The organism is Streptomyces sp. NPDC001056, assembly GCF_053598955.1.
The window spans coordinates 173,697-190,001 of sequence record NZ_JBSFLI010000002.1 but is presented as its reverse complement, the minus strand read 5'-3'; the positions used below and the strand labels follow the sequence as shown (position 1 = coordinate 190,001).

The following is a 16,305-nucleotide window of genomic DNA, read 5'->3' as shown; positions in this document are numbered from 1 at the left end:
GCCGTCACGACCGCGTGAGCGCGCCCCCCTTCTCAGCCCCCTCGCCCCTTCTCAGCCCCCTTCAGTCCTCGTCGGGGGGCGGTGGATGGCCGAGCAGGGCCTCGATCGCGTCCACGGCGCTGCCGTCGTGGTCGCTGCCGGCGTCGCCCTTGCCGGTCTGCACGTTGGCCGTGCGGTCGACCTCCAGCCAGGAGTCGGCGTGGGAGTTGTCCACCAGGGTGACCAGGCTGTTGTCCGCGAGTGCCGGGGCGGCACCCGTGCCGAGGAGGGCCACGGCGAGCGCGGCCGCCATGCCGGCGCGGGTCCCGCCGGTCACACGCCCACGCCTTCGGGGACGAGCCGGTCGCGGGCGATGTTGCGTTCCAGCAGGGTGGTGGACGCCTGCACGCCCACCCCGGTCGCCGGGTCCACCACGGGCAGCCGGCCGTCGGCGGCCTTCAGCCCCGCGAGCGCCGAGTCCATCGCCTCGTGCGCGGCGAACAGACAGGGCGTGCTGTAGATGGCGACGTCGACGCCGAGTTCGGAGAGTTCGCCGAGGGACAGGCGCGGGGACTTGCCGCCCGCGATCTGGTTGAACAGCAGCGGCTTGTCGCCGACGACCTCCCGGATCCGCTTGATCCACTCCACGCTGCGCACCCCGTCGACCAGGACCACGTCGGCGTCGGTCGCGGCGAGCCGCTCCGCGCGGTGCAGGATGTCGTGCTCGTCGGTCGCGTCGGTGCGGGCGACGACGACCAGGTCCTTGCGGGTCTCCAGGACCTGGTGGAGCTTCTCCAGGTACTCCTCCAGCGGCAGCACCTGCTTGCCGTCCGCGTGTCCGCAGCGGCGGGGCCGCTTCTGGTCCTCCAGGATCACCCCGGAGGCGCCGATGCGCTCCAGGCCCTCGACGACGTGGCAGGCGACCTCGGGGTCGACGTACCCGTCGTCGATGTCCACGAGGAGGTGGTGGTGCGGGAACGCGCCCCGCAGCCGCTGGACGAAGGCCACCATGTCGGGCCAGGCGATGAACCCGATGTCCGGCAGGCCGTAGTACGAGGCCGCGAAGCCGAATCCGGAGACGAACATCCCGTCGTAGTGCTTGGCCGCGATCGACGCCGAGTACATGTCGTAGACGCCGATCAGCGGTGTGGTCCCGGGCCCGGCGATGCGATCGCGCAGCTTCTTCCCGTAGGTCAAGGTCCGGCTCCTTCTGTGGGTACGCGGGAGCGGCGGCGGGAGCCACCGCACCTTGAAGGTTCTTTACCAAGCCAAGAGCATCTCTAGGTACTCACATTGACTTGACATGACGCCAGCTTTACTCACTCGGGTGGCGTAATCCGTTCACCGCAGAAACGTCACTTGAGGAGCCGATCCGCCCAGAGGGGTCCGCCGTCCAGGTGAACCGGGAAGTCCGGGAGGCAAAGGCCGGGACGGAGTCGCGGTCGGTGGCGGCCCGTCGGTGTGACGGCCTTGAACGGGGCGGCGGTTGACCGTAGCCTCCCACGGGGTGAACGCCATTCCCGCGTATCTGGACCATCTCGTCCTCGCCACCCCCGATCTGGACGCCACCGTCGCCGAGTTCGCGCGGCGCACCGGGGTGACCCCCGCGCCCGGCGGCGCGCACCCCGGCCATGGCACCAGGAACCATCTGGTGGGCCTCGGCGGCCGGGCCTATCTGGAGATCGTCGGCCCGGACCCGGAGCAGCCGGGGCCGGTCGGGGAGCGGCCGTTCGGGGTCGACCGGCTTCCCGGGCCGTGCGTGCTGACCTGGGCGATCAGCCCGCCGGACCTGGACGAGGCGATCGCGGCGGCCCGCGCGCGAGGTTACGACCCCGGTCCCGCGCACCCGATGAGCCGGCGCACCCCGGACGGCACGGTGCTGCGCTGGCGGCTGACCGGCGGCGAACAGGCGCACCCCTCGGGCCTGGTGCCGTTCCTGATCGACTGGGGCGACTCGCGCCACCCCGCCGCCTCCGGGCTGCCGGTCACCCCGTTGCTCACGGTGTCCGCGACGGCGCCGGGGCCGGAGGAGGTGCGCGGCCCGCTGACGGCGCTGGGCACGCGACTCGCCCTGGCGAAGGGGCCGGAGGCGCTCACGTTCACGGTGGACACGCCCAACGGGCCGGTCACGTTCGGCTGACCCCGCGGCCCGGTGTCCGATTCCTTCAAGACCCCTTCCCCGGCCGCCGCCTACCGTGCCCCTCATGACCGCACACTTCGCCCTGATCGGCGTGGTGGCCTCCGACATGGCCGCCTCGCTCGCCTTCTACCGCCGCCTCGGACTGGTCTTTCCCGAGGGCGCCGAGGCCCTGCCGCACGCCGAGGCAGGGCTGCCCGGCGGGCTGATCTTCGCCCTCGACACCGAGGAGACCGTCCGCTCCTTCCACCCCGGCCGGCACCTGCCCGCCGGGGGCCGGGTCGCGCTCGCCTTCCGGTGCGGGGCGCCCACGGAGGTCGACGCGCTGTACGCGGACCTCGTGGGCGCCGGGTACCACGGGGAGGCGGCACCGTGGGACGCCGTCTGGGGGCAGCGGTACGCCATCGTCCTCGACCCCGACGGCAACGGCGTCGACCTGTTCGCGCCGCTACCGGCCGCCGAGTAGCCGCCCGAGCGGCATGCCCGCCAACTCCCTCACCTCGCGCGCGAGGTGAGGCTGGTCGGCGTACCCCGCACGGATCGCCGTCTCGGCGTACGGCACCCCCGCGCGGGCCAGTGCGAGCGCCCGGCGCAGGCGCAGGACGCGGGCCAGGGTCTTGGGGCCGTAGCCGAAGGCGCCGAGGCAGCGGCGGTGCAGGGTGCGGGTGCCGAGGCCGAGTTCGGCGGCCGTGGCGGCGACCGGGCGGCCCTCGTCGAGGCGTCGTACCAGCCGGTGCACCCACGGCTCGGGGGCCGGCGCCCGCGCCGCCGCGTCCAGGGCGATGCCCTCCAGGGCCGTCGCCGGGTCGGCCGCCGCCGCCATGCGGTCGCGCAGCCGGCGCACCCGGGCGACGGGCCACGGACCGGCCAGCTCCACCCGCTGGTCGAGGAGTTCGTACGCCGGGACGCCGAGCAGCACGGGGGCGGTGCCGGGGCGGAGGCGGACGCCCGCCCAGCGGCGGGCCGGGCCCTCGGGGAGGTACGGGCGGGTGTCGGGCCCGGCGACCAGCAGCCGTTCCCCGTCCCACAGCAGGTCCATACAGCCGTCGGGGAGCACGGGCCGGGCCGCGACCGGGTCGGCGACGGGCTCGTTCGTCCACACCACCGCGCCGGTCAGCCGGGAGGTCCGTTCCGCGTACACGGCCGCCAGCGTACGACGGCGGCGGGGGCTCGTCCCGACGACGCGGTCAGGTCACCACCGGCGGTGGGGGGTGTCGCCGCCGTTCCCCTCGCCGTTGGAGTACGGGCCGTCGCCGGGGGACCGGGGCCCGCCGCCGGTCACGTGCGGACCGTCGCCGTTCGCCTGGGGGCCGTCCCCCTTGGCCTGCTCCCTGCTCCCCCTGCCCGCCCCCTGCGCGCCCCGCGCATGCCCGCGCAGCCGCGACGTCACGTCCTCCGGCGGCAGGAACCGGGACCACCGCTCGGGGAACTCGGACGGCATGTCGGGGTCGTCCGGGTCGCTCTCCCGCGCCGCCGCCGCACGCGCCACGTACTCGGCGACCTGCGCCTCCCGCACCCGCTCGTTGGCCTCGCGCGCGGCGGCCGTGGCGGCGGCCGGCCAGACCCGGTCGATCGCGGCGTTGACCGCCGCGCCGACCAGCACGGCGAAGGCGGACACCCCGATCCAGAGCATGACGGCGACGGACGCGGCGAGGGAGCCGTAGATCGTGGCGCCCTCGACGGTGTGCACGAGGTAGATGCGGAGCAGGAAGCTGCCGAGGACCCACATGGCGAGGGCCACCAGGGCGCCCGGGACGTCCTCGATCCACGGCGAGCGCACCGGCACGGACACGTGGTACAGCGTGGTCAGGAAGACGACGGACAGGACGATGACGACCGGCCAGTACAGGACCTGCACCACCGTCTCCGACCAGGGCACCACCCGTACCACCGCGTCCGGTCCCGCGACCATCAGCGGCAGTGCCACCGAGCCGATCAGCAGCGCCACGATGAACAGCACGAAGGACATGATCCGGGTGCGGACGATGCCCCGGACGCCGTCGAGGCCGTACATCACGGTGATGGTGTCGATGAAGACGTTCACCGCGCGGGAGCCGGACCACAGGGCGAACAGGAAACCGAGGGAGATGACGTCGGGCCGGCCGCCTTTTATCACGTCGTGCAGGATCGGCTCGGTGATCTCCTTGACGCCCTTGTCGGACAGGACGGTCCGGGAGGCTTCGAGGAGGTTGGTCTCCAGGCTGCCGATGGTGTGCGCGCCGGTCCAGGTGTCCACGTAGGCGAGCAGCCCGATGAGGCAGAGCAGCAGCGGGGGGACGGACAGCAGGGTGAAGAACGCGGCCTCGGCGGCGAGGCCGAGGATGCGGTACTCCATGCAGGAGTTGACGGTGTCCTTGAGCAGCAGCCAGGCGGTCCTGCGCTTGGATACGTTCCGGTAGAGGGCGCGGGCCCGGTGGAACCGTCCGACCGGCCGTTCGGGGGAATCACTAGCTGGCTGCACGACCCAAAGGTATCCGCAGCGACGGGCCGACCTCACCATGCGGGGCGGTCCGGCGACCGGCTCCGCGCGTCCCGCACCCGGCTGTCCCGTTTCCTCCCACCGCCCCGCCCTGTTCCCTCCCACCGCCCCGCCCTATCTCCTCCCACCACCCCGCCCTGTTCCCTCCCACCACCCCGGGCGGCCCTGTGCCACCCTGGAGGCCATCACCGCCGCCGTCCCGGGTAGGTTCGCAATCATGGCAGGCATCTCCACCCACACCGTGACGAACCAGCCGCCCCCACTGGTCGGCCACGACCTCTTCGCCGGCGACCGGGCGCTGGTGGACGCCGTCGAGCGGTACACACCGCGGGAGCTGCTGGCCGAGGCGCGCGCGGAGCTGTCCGCGCTGGGGCGGGCCGGGGGCTCGGCGCAGGTGCAGGAGTGGGGCAGACAGGCGGAGGAACAGCCGCCCCGGCTGCACACCCACGACCGGTACGGCCACCGGATCGACGAGGTGGAGTTCCACCCCGCCTGGCACCGGCTGCTCGGCAAGGGCGTCTCGGCCGGGCTGACCGGTGCCTGGACCCGGCCCGCCGGGCATGTGCGCAGGGCGGCCGGGTTCCTGCTGTGGACCCAGGTGGAGGCGGGCACGTGCTGTCCGCTGTCCATGACCCACGCGGCCGTGCCCGCGCTGCGCACCGATCCCGCGCTCGCCGCCGTCTGGGAGCCGCGGGTGACCTCCACGGTGTACGACCCCGACCTGCGGCCCGCCGCGCGCAAGCCCGGCGCGCTCTTCGGGATGGGCATGACCGAGAAGCAGGGCGGCAGCGACGTCCGCGCGAACACGACCCGGGCCCGCCCGCTCGCGGAGGCGGACGCCTACGCGCTCACCGGGCACAAGTGGTTCTGCTCCGCCCCGATGTCGGACGCCTTCCTGGTGCTGGCGCAGGCGCCCGGGGGCCTGACCTGCTTCCTGGTGCCGCGCGTCCTGGAGGACGGCACGCGCAACGTCTTCCTGCTCCAGCGGCTGAAGGACAAGCTGGGCAACCGCGCCAACGCCTCCGCCGAGGTCGAGTTCGACGGCACCTGGGCGCGCCGGGTCGGCGAGGAGGGGCGCGGGGTGCGCACCATCATCGGGATGGTCGCGGCGACCCGGCTCGACTGCGCGCTCGGTTCGGCGGGCCTGATGCGGCAGGCGGTGGCGCAGGCGGTGCACCACTGCGCGTACCGCGAGGCGTTCGGCGGCCGGCTGCTCGACAAGCCGCTGATGCGCAACGTGCTCGCGGACCTCGCGCTGGAGTCGGAGGCGGCGACCGCGCTGGCGCTGCGGCTCGCGGCGGCGTACGACGACGGGGGCGAACGGGAGCGCGCCTTCCTGCGGCTCGCGGTGCCGGCCGCCAAGTACTGGATCACCAAGCGGTGCGCGCCCGTGGTGGTCGAGGCGGCGGAGTGCCTGGGCGGCAACGGGTACGTGGAGGAGTCGGGGCTGCCCCGGCTGGTGCGCGAGTCGCCGCTCAACTCCGTGTGGGAGGGCGCCGGGAACGTACAGGCGCTCGACGTGCTGCGGGCGCTCCGGCGGGAGCCGGCCGCGCTGGACGCGTGCCTGACGGAGATCGGGCAGGCGCACGGCGCCGACCACCGGCTGGACCGGGCGGTGAAGGACCTGTTCACCGAACTCGCCGATCTGGCGGACGCGGAGGGCCGGGCTCGGCGGCTGGTGGAGCGGCTCGCGGTGGTGCTCCAGGGCTCGCTGCTGGTGCGGCACGCGCCGCCGGAGGTCGCCGACGCCTTCTGCGCCTCGCGGCTCGGCGGCGATCACGGCGGGACGTTCGGCACGTTGCCGGGGGGTCTGGACCTGGCGTCGGTGGTGGAGCGGGCGCGCCCGGTCCGCTGAAGCGTCGTGCGGAGGGCGGGTGCTGCTCGCCGCACTGGCCAAAAACCGCCGGTGCCCGGCCGGGGGTGGTGCTGCGCCGACACGGCACCACCCCCGCCACATGGGCCCGTTGCGGCCCGTGGACGCCGCGACGGGCGTCCTGGTCAAGTCTCGGCCGGGTTCAGACGGTTCACCAGGGTTGCAGGGGGTTGCAACTTGTTGGCGCACATGCGCGGAGTCTGTGCCTCCGGCCTGCCCGGCCCGGCAGTATGTGAGGTGCGGCCGACCGGAAAGCGCCGCCCGGACGGCTCGAAGAGTGTGTACGGCCCCCTTCGCCGGGAGGAGAACCCGTGGTGAACCCGCCGATGAACGTGGCGCGCCTGGCCGCCGTGGACGCGGCGCAGGCGGCGCGGGTGCTCAGCGAGATGCGCGAGGCCACGCTCGCCGGCCAGCGCGGGCCGCTCGCGCCCCGGCCGGTGATCGAGCAGTCCTGGGGACGGATGCTGCGCAGCGGCGTCGACCCGGACCGCGGCTTCAGATCCCGGCCACTGTCCCCGGAGGAGGTGCGGCGGCGACGCGAGCAGTCGCCGCTGCGGCATGTGCTGCCGGTGCTGCGCGAGGGGCTGCTTTCGGTCGCGGACGTGGTCCAGCACATCATGGTCGTCGCGGACGCCGACGGGCGCGTGCTGTGGCGCGAGGGCTCCGTCGCGGTGCTGCGCAAGGCGGACGGGCTGGGCTTGGAACCGGGCGCGGACTGGCGGGAGGACGTCGTCGGCACCAACGGGGTGGGCACCCCCGCGGTCGTACGGCGGCCGGTCCAGGTGTTCGCCGCCGAGCACTTCGTGCGGTCGCACACCTCGTGGACGTGTACGGGGGCGCCGATCACCGACCCCCGGGACGGCCGGCTGCTCGGGGTGGTGGATCTCAGCGGCCCGCTGGAGACCGTGCATCCGGCGACGCTCGCCTGGGTGAACGCGGTGGCGAAGCTGGCCGAGGCACGGCTGCGGGAGCTGCACGTGGGCTCGCTGGAGCGGCTGCGCACGGTGGCGGCGCCGGTGCTGGCGCGGCTCGACGGGCGGGCGCTGGTGGTGGACCGGGACGGCTGGTCGGCGGCCGTGACCGGGATGCCGTATCTGCGGCGGGTGACACTGCCCAAGTCGCTGGTGCCGGGCCGCCGGTGGCTGGCCGCGCTCGGCTGGTGCGCGGTGGAGCCGCTCGGCGAGGGCTGGCTGCTGCGGGCCGACGGGGAGCCGCACGCCACGGCCGCCTCCCGCCTCGTGCTGGACCTCTCCCGGCCGGAGCGCGCCACGGTGACCGTGTCGGCGTCCGCGCCGACGGGCGCCTGGTCGCGGGAACTGAGCCCGCGCCATGCCGAGTTGCTGTTCCTGCTGGCCGAACACCCGGGCGGGCGCGGGGCGGCGGAGCTGGCCGGTGACCTCTTCGGGGACCCGACACGCACGGTGACGGTGCGGGCGGAGATGTCGCGGATCCGCCGCTATCTCGGAGGACTTCTCCAGCATCGGCCGTATCGTTTCTCCGATACGGCCGACGTCGAGGTCGTGCTGCCCGATGACCCCCGTGACCTGCTGCCACGCTCCACGGCGACGGCGGTGGCGCACCGCCGGACGGCGCAGCGGCGGGACCGTCCGCGGCCCGCGTGACGGCGGGGGCGCGGCGTTTCCGGCGTGACTTCCGGGTATTTGCGGGGTCTTCGCCCTGCGCGGACCGTTACTGCCGTAGCATCCCCTGAGGGCCCGGACGCGGCGTCAACGTACGGACCGGCGAGCGCAGTTGGTCCGCTCCGGCCAGGCCGGGGCGACGGCGTGCGCCGGAGCGGAAGGGCCCTGAAGAGGGGACGACATGATGCATCGCGGCAGACATCGCCGGCGCAGGCGGGGCACGGTCCTGCGCGCCGTGCTGACCGGGACCGCGCTGGCCCTGACCACGGCCGCGACCCTGATCAGCGCCTCCCAGGCACAGGTCACCGAGCGTCCCGGCGCGCTCAAGCCGCTCACCTCTCCCGCGGACACCGCACGGCTGCGGCTGCGCGAGCACCTGGTGCCCGCCCGCACCCTGGACCGCCTCGCCGCCTCGATGGGCCGCCCGGTCGGCGTGGACGCCGTGCTCGCCGGCGCGGACCGCACCCTGCGCGAGGGCCCCGGCTGCTCCGACGCCGACCGCGAGACCCTGCCCGTCGCGCCCTCGCCCACCCGCGCGTACTGCTGGGACCCGGCCGACACCGGTGCCACGGGCTGGCGTCCGGCCTCGGTGACCACGTCCGGGGACGCCGACGAGGACGGCGTGTGGGGCACCCACCGGGTGGTCCTCAGCGGCTGGACGCACGGCACCCGCACCGGTCCGCGCGCCGAGCGCGGCCTCGCCCGGGTCGCCCTCGTCGACGCCGACGATCCCCACCGGCTCGCCTACCGCTGGGTGCTGCTGGTGGTGCCGGTGGACGGTGGCCGCGACTACCGGGGCCTGGGCTCCGGGGTCTCCTCCATGGTCTGGTACCGGGACAAGCTGCTGGTCACCACCCGCCGCGGCGGTTCCGCGGCGCTCTACGTGTACGACCTCGACCGGATCCAGCGCGCCACGGTCGACGGGCCCGCGATCGGCCGGGTGCGGGGCGGCTGGTCCGCCGACGGGTACCGGTACGTCATGCCCGCGGTCGGCAGCTACAGCTTCGCCGGCGGCCGCTGCTCGCCCACCGGACCGCCCTGTCCCGGCGCGCTCGCGCTCGACCGCGGTACGGCGCCGGCCAGCCTGGTCGCCGCGGAGTGGACGGCCCCCGGCGGCGAGCGGCCCGCCCGGCTGTGGCGGTACGCGTTCAGCACCGACCCGCGCCGCGCGGGGCTGCTCGCGGCGAACGCCCAAGGCCGGGTCGACGCGGTGGAGGAGTACCGGACCCGGGTGACCGGGATCCGGGGGGTGCTGTCCTACCGGGAGGCCGGGGCGGATCGCACGTCCTGGTATGTGGGACGGGTGCCCGAGGCGCAAGACGGCCACGGCGGGCTGTGGCGGCAGGACACCCGGGGCGCGCGGGCGGCGGAGTGCGGCGCGGACGCCACGCACCACTGCTGGGCCGAGTCCGCGGGCTCCCTGTCGTACTGGCGGGAGACCGGCGAGGTGTGGTCCCTGTCCGGGCGGATGCTGTTCGCGGTGCCGCTGGCGGAGCTGGACCGGTCACTGGGCTGACCCCGCACCGGGGGCGGTCGATCGACAGACACCGGGGCGGGATGATTCCCTGGCCCGCATGAGCAGCATCCCTGTCACGACATGGTTCCTGGAGCAGACGTCCCCGGCCGATCTGCTGCCCGCCGCCGCACCCGAGGGCGACGTGCGGATCGTACGGGCGGAGGTGCCCTCCCCCGAGTTCAACCGGTTCCTGTACACGGCGGTCGGCGGGGACATCCGCTGGACCGACCGGCTCGGGTGGTCGTACGCGCGCTGGCGGGAGCTGCTGGACCGGCCGGGCGTCGAGACATGGGTGGCGTACGACCGCGGCACCCCGGCCGGCTTCCTGGAGTTGGAGGCGCAGGACGACGGCGCGGTGGAGATCCTCTACTTCGGGCTGATCCCCGCCTTCCGCGGCCGCGCCATCGGCGGGCACCTGCTGGCGTACGGCACCGCCCGCGCCTGGGACCTCGCCGAGCGCTGGCCCGGGCGGACGCCGACGAAGCGGGTGTGGGTCCACACCTGCGACAAGGACGGCGAGTTCGCCATGGCCAACTACCAGCGACGCGGCTTCAAGCTGTACGAAACCAAGGTCGAACTGGAGCCCGACGTGTCGAACCCGGGCCCGTGGCCGGGCGCCTACCCTGCCTGACCTGCCCCGACAAGCCTCCCTGCGACACATGTGAGCGATCGCACCCTTGTCCCGCGATGCGAGACAGGGGTGTCCACATGACGGAAGAAGCTGGACTCTGTCCAGATCGCCGTGACACGCTGCCGTCATGCCTGGAACTGGAATTGCCTTGGTGAGTCGGCGGCACGTCGACCTCGGCCGCATGTCCAGCGCCATCTGTCCGGCGAGCTGACCCTTCCAGCACCGCCGCTCCCCTTACTCGGGCCCCCGCCTGACCCTTGCCCGCGCACGGCCCGCACTCGTCGCCCGTGCGCCCCTATCCACGCAGGTCAGAGCTCTTCAGCGCCACTTCTCCCATGTCCGAAGCCTGTCCGAAGGACGTAGCAACCATGGCTGCCACCCCACAGAACCCAGCCGCCTCCGCGCCCCGCCGCAAGGTGAGCCGTCACCGCGGCGAGGGCCAGTGGGCCCAGGGCCACTTCACACCGCTCAACGGCAACGAGCAGTTCAAGAAGGACGATGACGGTCTCAACGTACGGACACGTATTGAGACGATCTACGCCCAGCGCGGCTTCGACTCCATCGACCCGACCGATCTGCGTGGCCGGATGCGCTGGTGGGGTCTGTACACCCAGCGCAAGCCCGGGATCGACGGCGGCAAGACCGCGATCCTGGAGCCGGAGGAGCTGGACGACGAGTACTTCATGCTGCGGGTGCGGATCGACGGGGGCCGGCTGACCACCCGGCAGCTGCGGGTGATCGGCGAGGTCTCCCAGGAGTTCGCGCGCGGCACCGCCGACATCACCGACCGGCAGAACATCCAGCTGCACTGGGTGCGCATCGAGGACGTGCCGGAGATCTGGCGGCGACTCGAAGAGGTCGGGCTGTCCACCACCGAGGCCTGCGGTGACACGCCCCGCGCGATCCTCGGCTCCCCGGTCGCCGGCATCGCCGAGGACGAGATCGTCGACGGCACCCCCGCCATCGAGGAGATCCACCGACGCGTCATCGGCAACCCGGCCTACTCGAACCTGCCGCGCAAGTTCAAGACCGCGGTCTCCGGCTCCCCGCTGCTGGACGTGGCGCACGAGATCAACGACGTCGCGTTCGTCGGGGTCGAGCACCCCGAGCACGGGCCCGGCTTCGACCTGTGGGTCGGCGGCGGACTGTCCACCAACCCCAAGATCGGTGTCCGGCTCGGCGCCTGGGTGCCGCTGGCGGAGGTCGCGGACGTCCACGAGGGCGTCATCTCGATCTTCCGCGACTACGGCTACCGGCGGCTGCGCAACCGGGCCCGGCTGAAGTTCCTGGTCGCCGACTGGGGCGCGGAGAAGTTCCGGCAGGTACTGGAGGACGAGTACCTCGGGCGCAAGCTGCTCGACGGCCCGGCGCCCGCGCAGCCCGTGGAGCGCTGGCGCGACCACGTCGGCGCGCACCGGCAGCGGGACGGCCGCTTCTACGTCGGCTTCGCGCCGCGCGTCGGCCGGGTCGACGGCGCCACGCTGGCCAAGATCGCCGATGTCGCCGAGGCCCACGGCTCCGGTCGGGTGCGCACCACCGTCGAGCAGAAGATGATCGTGCTGGACGTCGAGGAGGACCAGGTCGAGCCGCTGTCGGCGGCCCTCGACGCGCTCGGCCTCACCGTCTCCCCCTCGCCCTTCCGGCGCGGCACCATGGCCTGCACCGGCATCGAGTTCTGCAAGCTCGCGATCGTGGAGACCAAGGAGCGCGGCAGCTCCCTGATCGACGAACTGGAGCGCAGGCTCCCGGAGTTCGACGAACCGCTGACCATCAACATCAACGGCTGCCCGAACGCCTGCGCCCGCATCCAGGTGGCCGACATCGGTCTCAAGGGCCAGCTGGTCCTGGACGACGACGGCACCCAGGTCGAGGGCTTCCAGGTGCACCTGGGCGGCGCGCTCGGGCTGGAGGCGGGCTTCGGCCGCAAGGTGCGCGGCCTGAAGGTCACCGCGCGGGAACTGCCCGATTACATCGAGCGGGTGCTGCGGCGTTACCTCGCCGAGCGCACGGACGGCGAGCGGTTCGCCGTCTGGGCGTCCCGTGCCTCCGAGGAGGCTCTGTCGTGAGCGAGCGCGCCGCCCCCTTCTACTGCCCCTACTGCGGCGACGAGGACCTGCGGCCGAGCGAGCAGGGCCATGGTGCGTGGGAGTGCGGGGCGTGCAACCGGGCGTTCCAGCTGAAGTTCCTCGGACTGCTCGCGCAGGGTCTGCGGCGAGCCGACGACCAAGAGGGCGAGCGGACATGACGACGGAACAGAAAACGCGTACCGACGACGAGTTGCGTGAGCTGGCCGAGCGCGCGGGGCGTGAGCTGGAGGACGCCTCCGCGCCGGAGATCCTGCGCTGGGCGGTGGACACCTTCGGCGGGGGGTTCTGCGTCACCTCCTCGATGGAGGACGCCGTGGTCGCCCATCTCGCCTCGCAGGTGCGCCCGAACGTGGACGTGGTCTTCCTCGACACCGGCTACCACTTCCCGGAGACCATCGGCACCCGGGACGCGGTGGCCGCGGTGATGGACGTCCGCGTCATCACGCTCACGCCGGAGCAGACGGTGGCCGAGCAGGACGCGGAGTACGGCCCGAGGCTGCACGACCGCGACCCCGACCTGTGCTGCGCCCTGCGCAAGGTGCGGCCCCTGGAGCAGGGCCTGGCGAACTACCGGGCCTGGGCGACCGGCCTGCGCCGCGACGAGTCCCCGACCCGGGCGAACACCCCGGTGGTCGGCTGGGACGAGAAGCGGCGCAAGGTCAAGGTCTCCCCCATCGCGCGCTGGACCCAGGACGACGTGGACGCCTACGTCGCCGAACACGGCGTGCTGACCAACCCGTTGCTGATGGACGGCTACGCCTCCATCGGCTGCGCCCCCTGCACCCGCCGGGTGCTGGAGGGCGAGGACGCGCGCGCCGGACGCTGGGCGGGGCGCGCCAAGACCGAGTGCGGGCTGCACGGATGACCACTGACCAGATCCAGCCCGGGATACGACCCCGGACGAAGACCCAGACCCAGACCCAGGAGAACGACGTGACCACCGGAGCCACCGTCTGGCTCACGGGCCTGCCGAGCGCCGGCAAGACCACCATCGCCCACGAACTGGCGGGCCGGCTGCGCGCCGGGGGCCACCGGGTCGAGGTGCTCGACGGCGACGAGATCCGCGAGTTCATCTCCGCGGGCCTCGGCTTCTCCCGCGAGGACCGGCACACCAATGTGCAGCGCATCGGCTTCGTCGCCGAACTGCTCGCCCGCAACGGCGTGCTGGCGCTGGTGCCGGTGATCGCGCCGTACGCGGACAGCCGGGACGCCGTGCGCAAGCGGCACGCGGAGAACGCCACCCCGTACCTGGAGGTGCACGTGGCGACGCCGGTCGAGGTGTGCAGCGTCCGCGATGTGAAGGGGCTGTACGCCAAGCAGGCCGCGGGCGAGCTGACCGGGCTGACCGGTGTGGACGACCCGTACGAGGAGCCCGAGTCGCCCGAGCTGCGCATCGAGTCGCAGCACCAGACCGTGCAGGAGTCCGCGGCCGCCGTGTCCGCCCTGCTCAGCGAGAGGGGACTGATATGACCACGCTCGCCGAGGTCGAAGGCGGTACGGACAGCCCGTACGCGCTGTCGCACCTGGACGCGCTGGAGTCCGAGGCCGTGCACATCTTCCGTGAGGTGGCGGGCGAGTTCGAGAACCCGGTGATCCTGTTCTCCGGGGGCAAGGACTCGATCGTCATGCTGCACCTCGCGCTGAAGGCGTTCGCCCCCGCGGCGGTCCCCTTCTCACTGCTGCACGTGGACACCGGGCACAACTTCCCCGAGGTACTCGACTACCGCGACCGCGCGGTCGAGCGGCACGGGCTGCGCCTGCATGTGGCCTCCGTCCAGGACTACATCGACCGGGGGGTCCTCAAGGAGCGCCCGGACGGCACCCGCAACCCGCTGCAGACGCTGCCGTTGACGGAGAGGATCCAGTCGGAGAGGTTCGACGCGGTCTTCGGCGGCGGACGCCGCGACGAGGAGAAGGCCCGCGCGAAGGAGCGGGTGTTCTCGCTGCGCGACGAGTTCTCCCAGTGGGACCCGCGCCGCCAGCGCCCCGAACTGTGGAACCTGTACAACGGCCGGCACGCGCCCGGTGAGCACGTGCGGGTGTTCCCGCTGTCGAACTGGACCGAGCTGGACGTGTGGCAGTACATCGCCCGCGAGGGGATCGAGCTGCCGCAGATCTACTTCGCGCACGAGCGCGAGGTGTTCCGGCGCGCCGGGATGTGGCTGACGGCCGGCGAGTGGGGCGGGCCGCGGCGGGACGAGACGGTGGAGAAGCGCCTGGTGCGCTACCGCACGGTCGGCGACATGTCCTGCACCGGCGCCGTCGACTCGGACGCGACGACCCTGGACGCCGTGATCGCGGAGATCGCCGCGTCCCGGCTCACCGAACGGGGCGCCACCCGCGCGGACGACAAGCTGTCCGAGGCCGCGATGGAAGACCGCAAGCGCGAGGGGTACTTCTAACCATGAGCACTGTCACGACCGAGGCGCTGTCGGCCACCACGCTGCTCCGGTTCGCCACCGCCGGCTCCGTCGACGACGGCAAGTCCACCCTCGTCGGGCGGCTGCTGCACGACTCCAAGTCGGTGCTGGCCGACCAACTGGAGGCCGTGGAGCGGGCGTCGGCGAGCCGCGGCCAGGACGGCCCGGACCTCGCCCTGCTCACCGACGGGCTGCGCGCCGAGCGGGAGCAGGGCATCACGATCGACGTGGCGTACCGTTACTTCGCCACGCCCCGGCGGCGGTTCATCCTCGCCGACACCCCCGGCCATGTGCAGTACACCCGCAACATGGTCACCGGCGCCTCCACCGCCGAGCTGACGGTGATCCTGGTCGACGCCCGCAACGGCGTGGTCGAGCAGACCCGCAGGCACGCCGCGATCGCCGCCCTGCTGCGCGTCCCGCACGTGGTGCTGGCCGTCAACAAGATGGACCTCGTCGGCTACCGGGAGCCCGTCTTCGCGGCGATCGCCGAGGAGTTCACCGCCTACGCCACCGAGTTGGGCATCCCCGAGGTCACCGCGATCCCGATCTCCGCGCTCGCCGGCGACAACGTGGTGGAGCCGTCCGCGCACATGGACTGGTACGGCGGCCCCACCGTCCTGGAGCATCTGGAGACGGTCCCCGTCAGTCACGACCTGGCCCACTGCCACGCCCGGCTGCCCGTGCAGTACGTGATCCGCCCGCAGAGCGCCGAGCACCCCGACTACCGGGGCTACGCGGGCCAGATCGCCGCCGGCAGCTTCCGCGTCGGCGAGGAGGTCATGGTCCTGCCGTCCGGGCTCACCACGACGATCTCCGGCATCGACCTGCTCGGCGAGCCGGTCGACGTCGCCTGGACCACCCAGTCCGTGACCCTCCTGCTGGCGGACGACATCGACGTCTCGCGCGGCGACCTGATCGTGCCGGCCAAGGACGCGCCGCCGACCACGCGGGACGTGGAGGCGACGGTCTGCCATGTCGCCGACCAGCCGCTGGCCGTCGGCCACCGGGTCCTGCTCAAGCACGGCACCCGCACCGTCAAGGCGATCGTCAAGGACATCCCCTCCCGGCTCACCCTGGACGACCTGTCCCTGCACCCCCACCCCGGCCGGCTCGCCGCCAACGACATCGGCCGGGTGAAGATCCGCACCGCCGAACCGCTGCCCGTCGACGCCTACGCCGACTCGCGCCGCACCGGCTCCTTCATCCTGATCGACCCCGCCGACGGCACCACGCTCACCGCGGGCATGGTCGGCGAGTCCTTCGCCGCGCCCGATCCGGTCAAGGACGCGGCCGACGAGGACGGCTGGGACTTCTGAGCATGAACTCCTCCGATTTCTACTCGATGTTCGCGAAGGAGGGCGGCCGCGTCGGCAGCGGGGCCCTCGGCAGCGGACAGGGCGGGGTGGCGCGATGTGCGCGCTGACGTACGCGCACCGCTCGCGCGCCCTCGCCCCCCACCGCCACAGACGAAGACCTGCCGACCTCCCGGCCACGACCTGAAGAGACCGTGACCCGCCGGGCCAACGAGAGGAACCCCTCC

17 protein-coding genes are annotated in these 16,305 nt (G+C 73.2%); 13 read left to right on the top strand and 4 right to left on the bottom strand.

Annotation, left to right across the window (positions count from 1 at the left end):
• Positions 1-61 precede the first annotated feature (61 nt).
• Complete coding sequence (locus tag ACWDD7_RS03455) at positions 62-316, bottom strand: hypothetical protein (protein WP_450456057.1); 255 nt, start codon at positions 314-316, stop codon at positions 62-64.
• Complete coding sequence (locus tag ACWDD7_RS03450) at positions 313-1,176, bottom strand: isocitrate lyase/PEP mutase family protein (RefSeq protein WP_450456055.1); 864 nt, start codon at positions 1,174-1,176, stop codon at positions 313-315. Before ACWDD7_RS03450 ends, ACWDD7_RS03455 begins: the two co-directional genes overlap by 4 nt.
• 310 nt (positions 1,177-1,486) lie before the next feature.
• On the opposite strand from ACWDD7_RS03450, the gene ACWDD7_RS03445 reads away from it, so the two are divergent.
• Positions 1,487-2,119: a VOC family protein gene (locus tag ACWDD7_RS03445; protein ID WP_450456054.1), complete on the top strand. Its 633-nt coding sequence runs from the start codon at positions 1,487-1,489 to the stop codon at positions 2,117-2,119.
• A gap of 64 nt (positions 2,120-2,183) precedes the next feature.
• Positions 2,184-2,582, top strand: a complete 399-nt coding sequence (locus ACWDD7_RS03440) for a VOC family protein (protein ID WP_450456052.1) — start codon at positions 2,184-2,186, stop codon at positions 2,580-2,582.
• Here ACWDD7_RS03440 and ACWDD7_RS03435 read toward each other — a convergent pair.
• Positions 2,565-3,257 carry a helix-turn-helix domain-containing protein gene (locus tag ACWDD7_RS03435; protein WP_450456050.1) on the bottom strand — a complete coding sequence of 231 codons (693 nt, stop codon included), beginning with the start codon at positions 3,255-3,257 and terminating at the stop codon, positions 2,565-2,567. The genes ACWDD7_RS03440 and ACWDD7_RS03435 overlap by 18 nt on opposite strands.
• A 51-nt stretch (positions 3,258-3,308) precedes the next feature.
• Complete coding sequence (locus tag ACWDD7_RS03430; protein WP_450456048.1) at positions 3,309-4,577, bottom strand: YihY/virulence factor BrkB family protein; 1,269 nt, start codon at positions 4,575-4,577, stop codon at positions 3,309-3,311.
• A 235-nt stretch (positions 4,578-4,812) separates the two neighbouring features.
• Between ACWDD7_RS03430 and ACWDD7_RS03425 the strand changes: the two genes are divergently transcribed.
• The 11 genes from ACWDD7_RS03425 to ACWDD7_RS03375 all read left to right on the top strand — a co-directional run bounded on the left by ACWDD7_RS03425 (position 4,813) and on the right by ACWDD7_RS03375 (position 16,081).
• Positions 4,813-6,450: an acyl-CoA dehydrogenase family protein gene (locus tag ACWDD7_RS03425; protein ID WP_450456047.1), complete on the top strand. Its 1,638-nt coding sequence runs from the start codon at positions 4,813-4,815 to the stop codon at positions 6,448-6,450.
• Between the two features lie 344 nt (positions 6,451-6,794).
• Positions 6,795-8,090, top strand: a complete 1,296-nt coding sequence (locus tag ACWDD7_RS03420; RefSeq protein ID WP_450456350.1) for a GAF domain-containing protein — start codon at positions 6,795-6,797, stop codon at positions 8,088-8,090.
• Positions 8,091-8,289: 199 nt separating this feature from the next.
• Positions 8,290-9,624, top strand: a complete 1,335-nt coding sequence (locus ACWDD7_RS03415; RefSeq protein WP_450456046.1) for a hypothetical protein — start codon at positions 8,290-8,292, stop codon at positions 9,622-9,624.
• A gap of 58 nt (positions 9,625-9,682) precedes the next feature.
• Positions 9,683-10,255 carry a GNAT family N-acetyltransferase gene (locus tag ACWDD7_RS03410; RefSeq protein ID WP_450456044.1) on the top strand — a complete coding sequence of 191 codons (573 nt, stop codon included), beginning with the start codon at positions 9,683-9,685 and terminating at the stop codon, positions 10,253-10,255.
• Between the two features lie 127 nt (positions 10,256-10,382).
• Positions 10,383-10,466: a putative leader peptide gene (locus ACWDD7_RS03405; protein WP_310739661.1), complete on the top strand. Its 84-nt coding sequence runs from the start codon at positions 10,383-10,385 to the stop codon at positions 10,464-10,466.
• Between the two features lie 157 nt (positions 10,467-10,623).
• The gene (locus ACWDD7_RS03400) at positions 10,624-12,321 is read left to right on the top strand and encodes a nitrite/sulfite reductase (protein WP_450456042.1); all 1,698 of its coding nucleotides are present in this window, start codon (positions 10,624-10,626) and stop codon (positions 12,319-12,321) included.
• Positions 12,318-12,500, top strand: coding sequence for a hypothetical protein (locus tag ACWDD7_RS03395; RefSeq protein ID WP_351866480.1), 183 nt, complete (start codon positions 12,318-12,320; stop codon positions 12,498-12,500). Before ACWDD7_RS03400 ends, ACWDD7_RS03395 begins: the two co-directional genes overlap by 4 nt.
• Positions 12,497-13,207 carry a phosphoadenylyl-sulfate reductase gene (locus tag ACWDD7_RS03390; RefSeq protein ID WP_450456039.1) on the top strand — a complete coding sequence of 237 codons (711 nt, stop codon included), beginning with the start codon at positions 12,497-12,499 and terminating at the stop codon, positions 13,205-13,207. The genes ACWDD7_RS03395 and ACWDD7_RS03390 overlap by 4 nt, the downstream gene beginning before the upstream one ends.
• The gene (gene cysC, locus ACWDD7_RS03385) at positions 13,204-13,812 is read left to right on the top strand and encodes an adenylyl-sulfate kinase (RefSeq protein ID WP_450456038.1); all 609 of its coding nucleotides are present in this window, start codon (positions 13,204-13,206) and stop codon (positions 13,810-13,812) included. The genes ACWDD7_RS03390 and cysC overlap by 4 nt, the downstream gene beginning before the upstream one ends.
• Positions 13,809-14,744: a sulfate adenylyltransferase subunit CysD gene (cysD, locus tag ACWDD7_RS03380; protein WP_351866475.1), complete on the top strand. Its 936-nt coding sequence runs from the start codon at positions 13,809-13,811 to the stop codon at positions 14,742-14,744. Before cysC ends, cysD begins: the two co-directional genes overlap by 4 nt.
• A 2-nt stretch (positions 14,745-14,746) precedes the next feature.
• On the top strand, positions 14,747-16,081 hold the full coding sequence (locus ACWDD7_RS03375) for a sulfate adenylyltransferase subunit 1 (RefSeq protein ID WP_351866472.1): 1,335 nt from the start codon (positions 14,747-14,749) through the stop codon (positions 16,079-16,081).
• Positions 16,082-16,305: the final 224 nt, after the last annotated feature.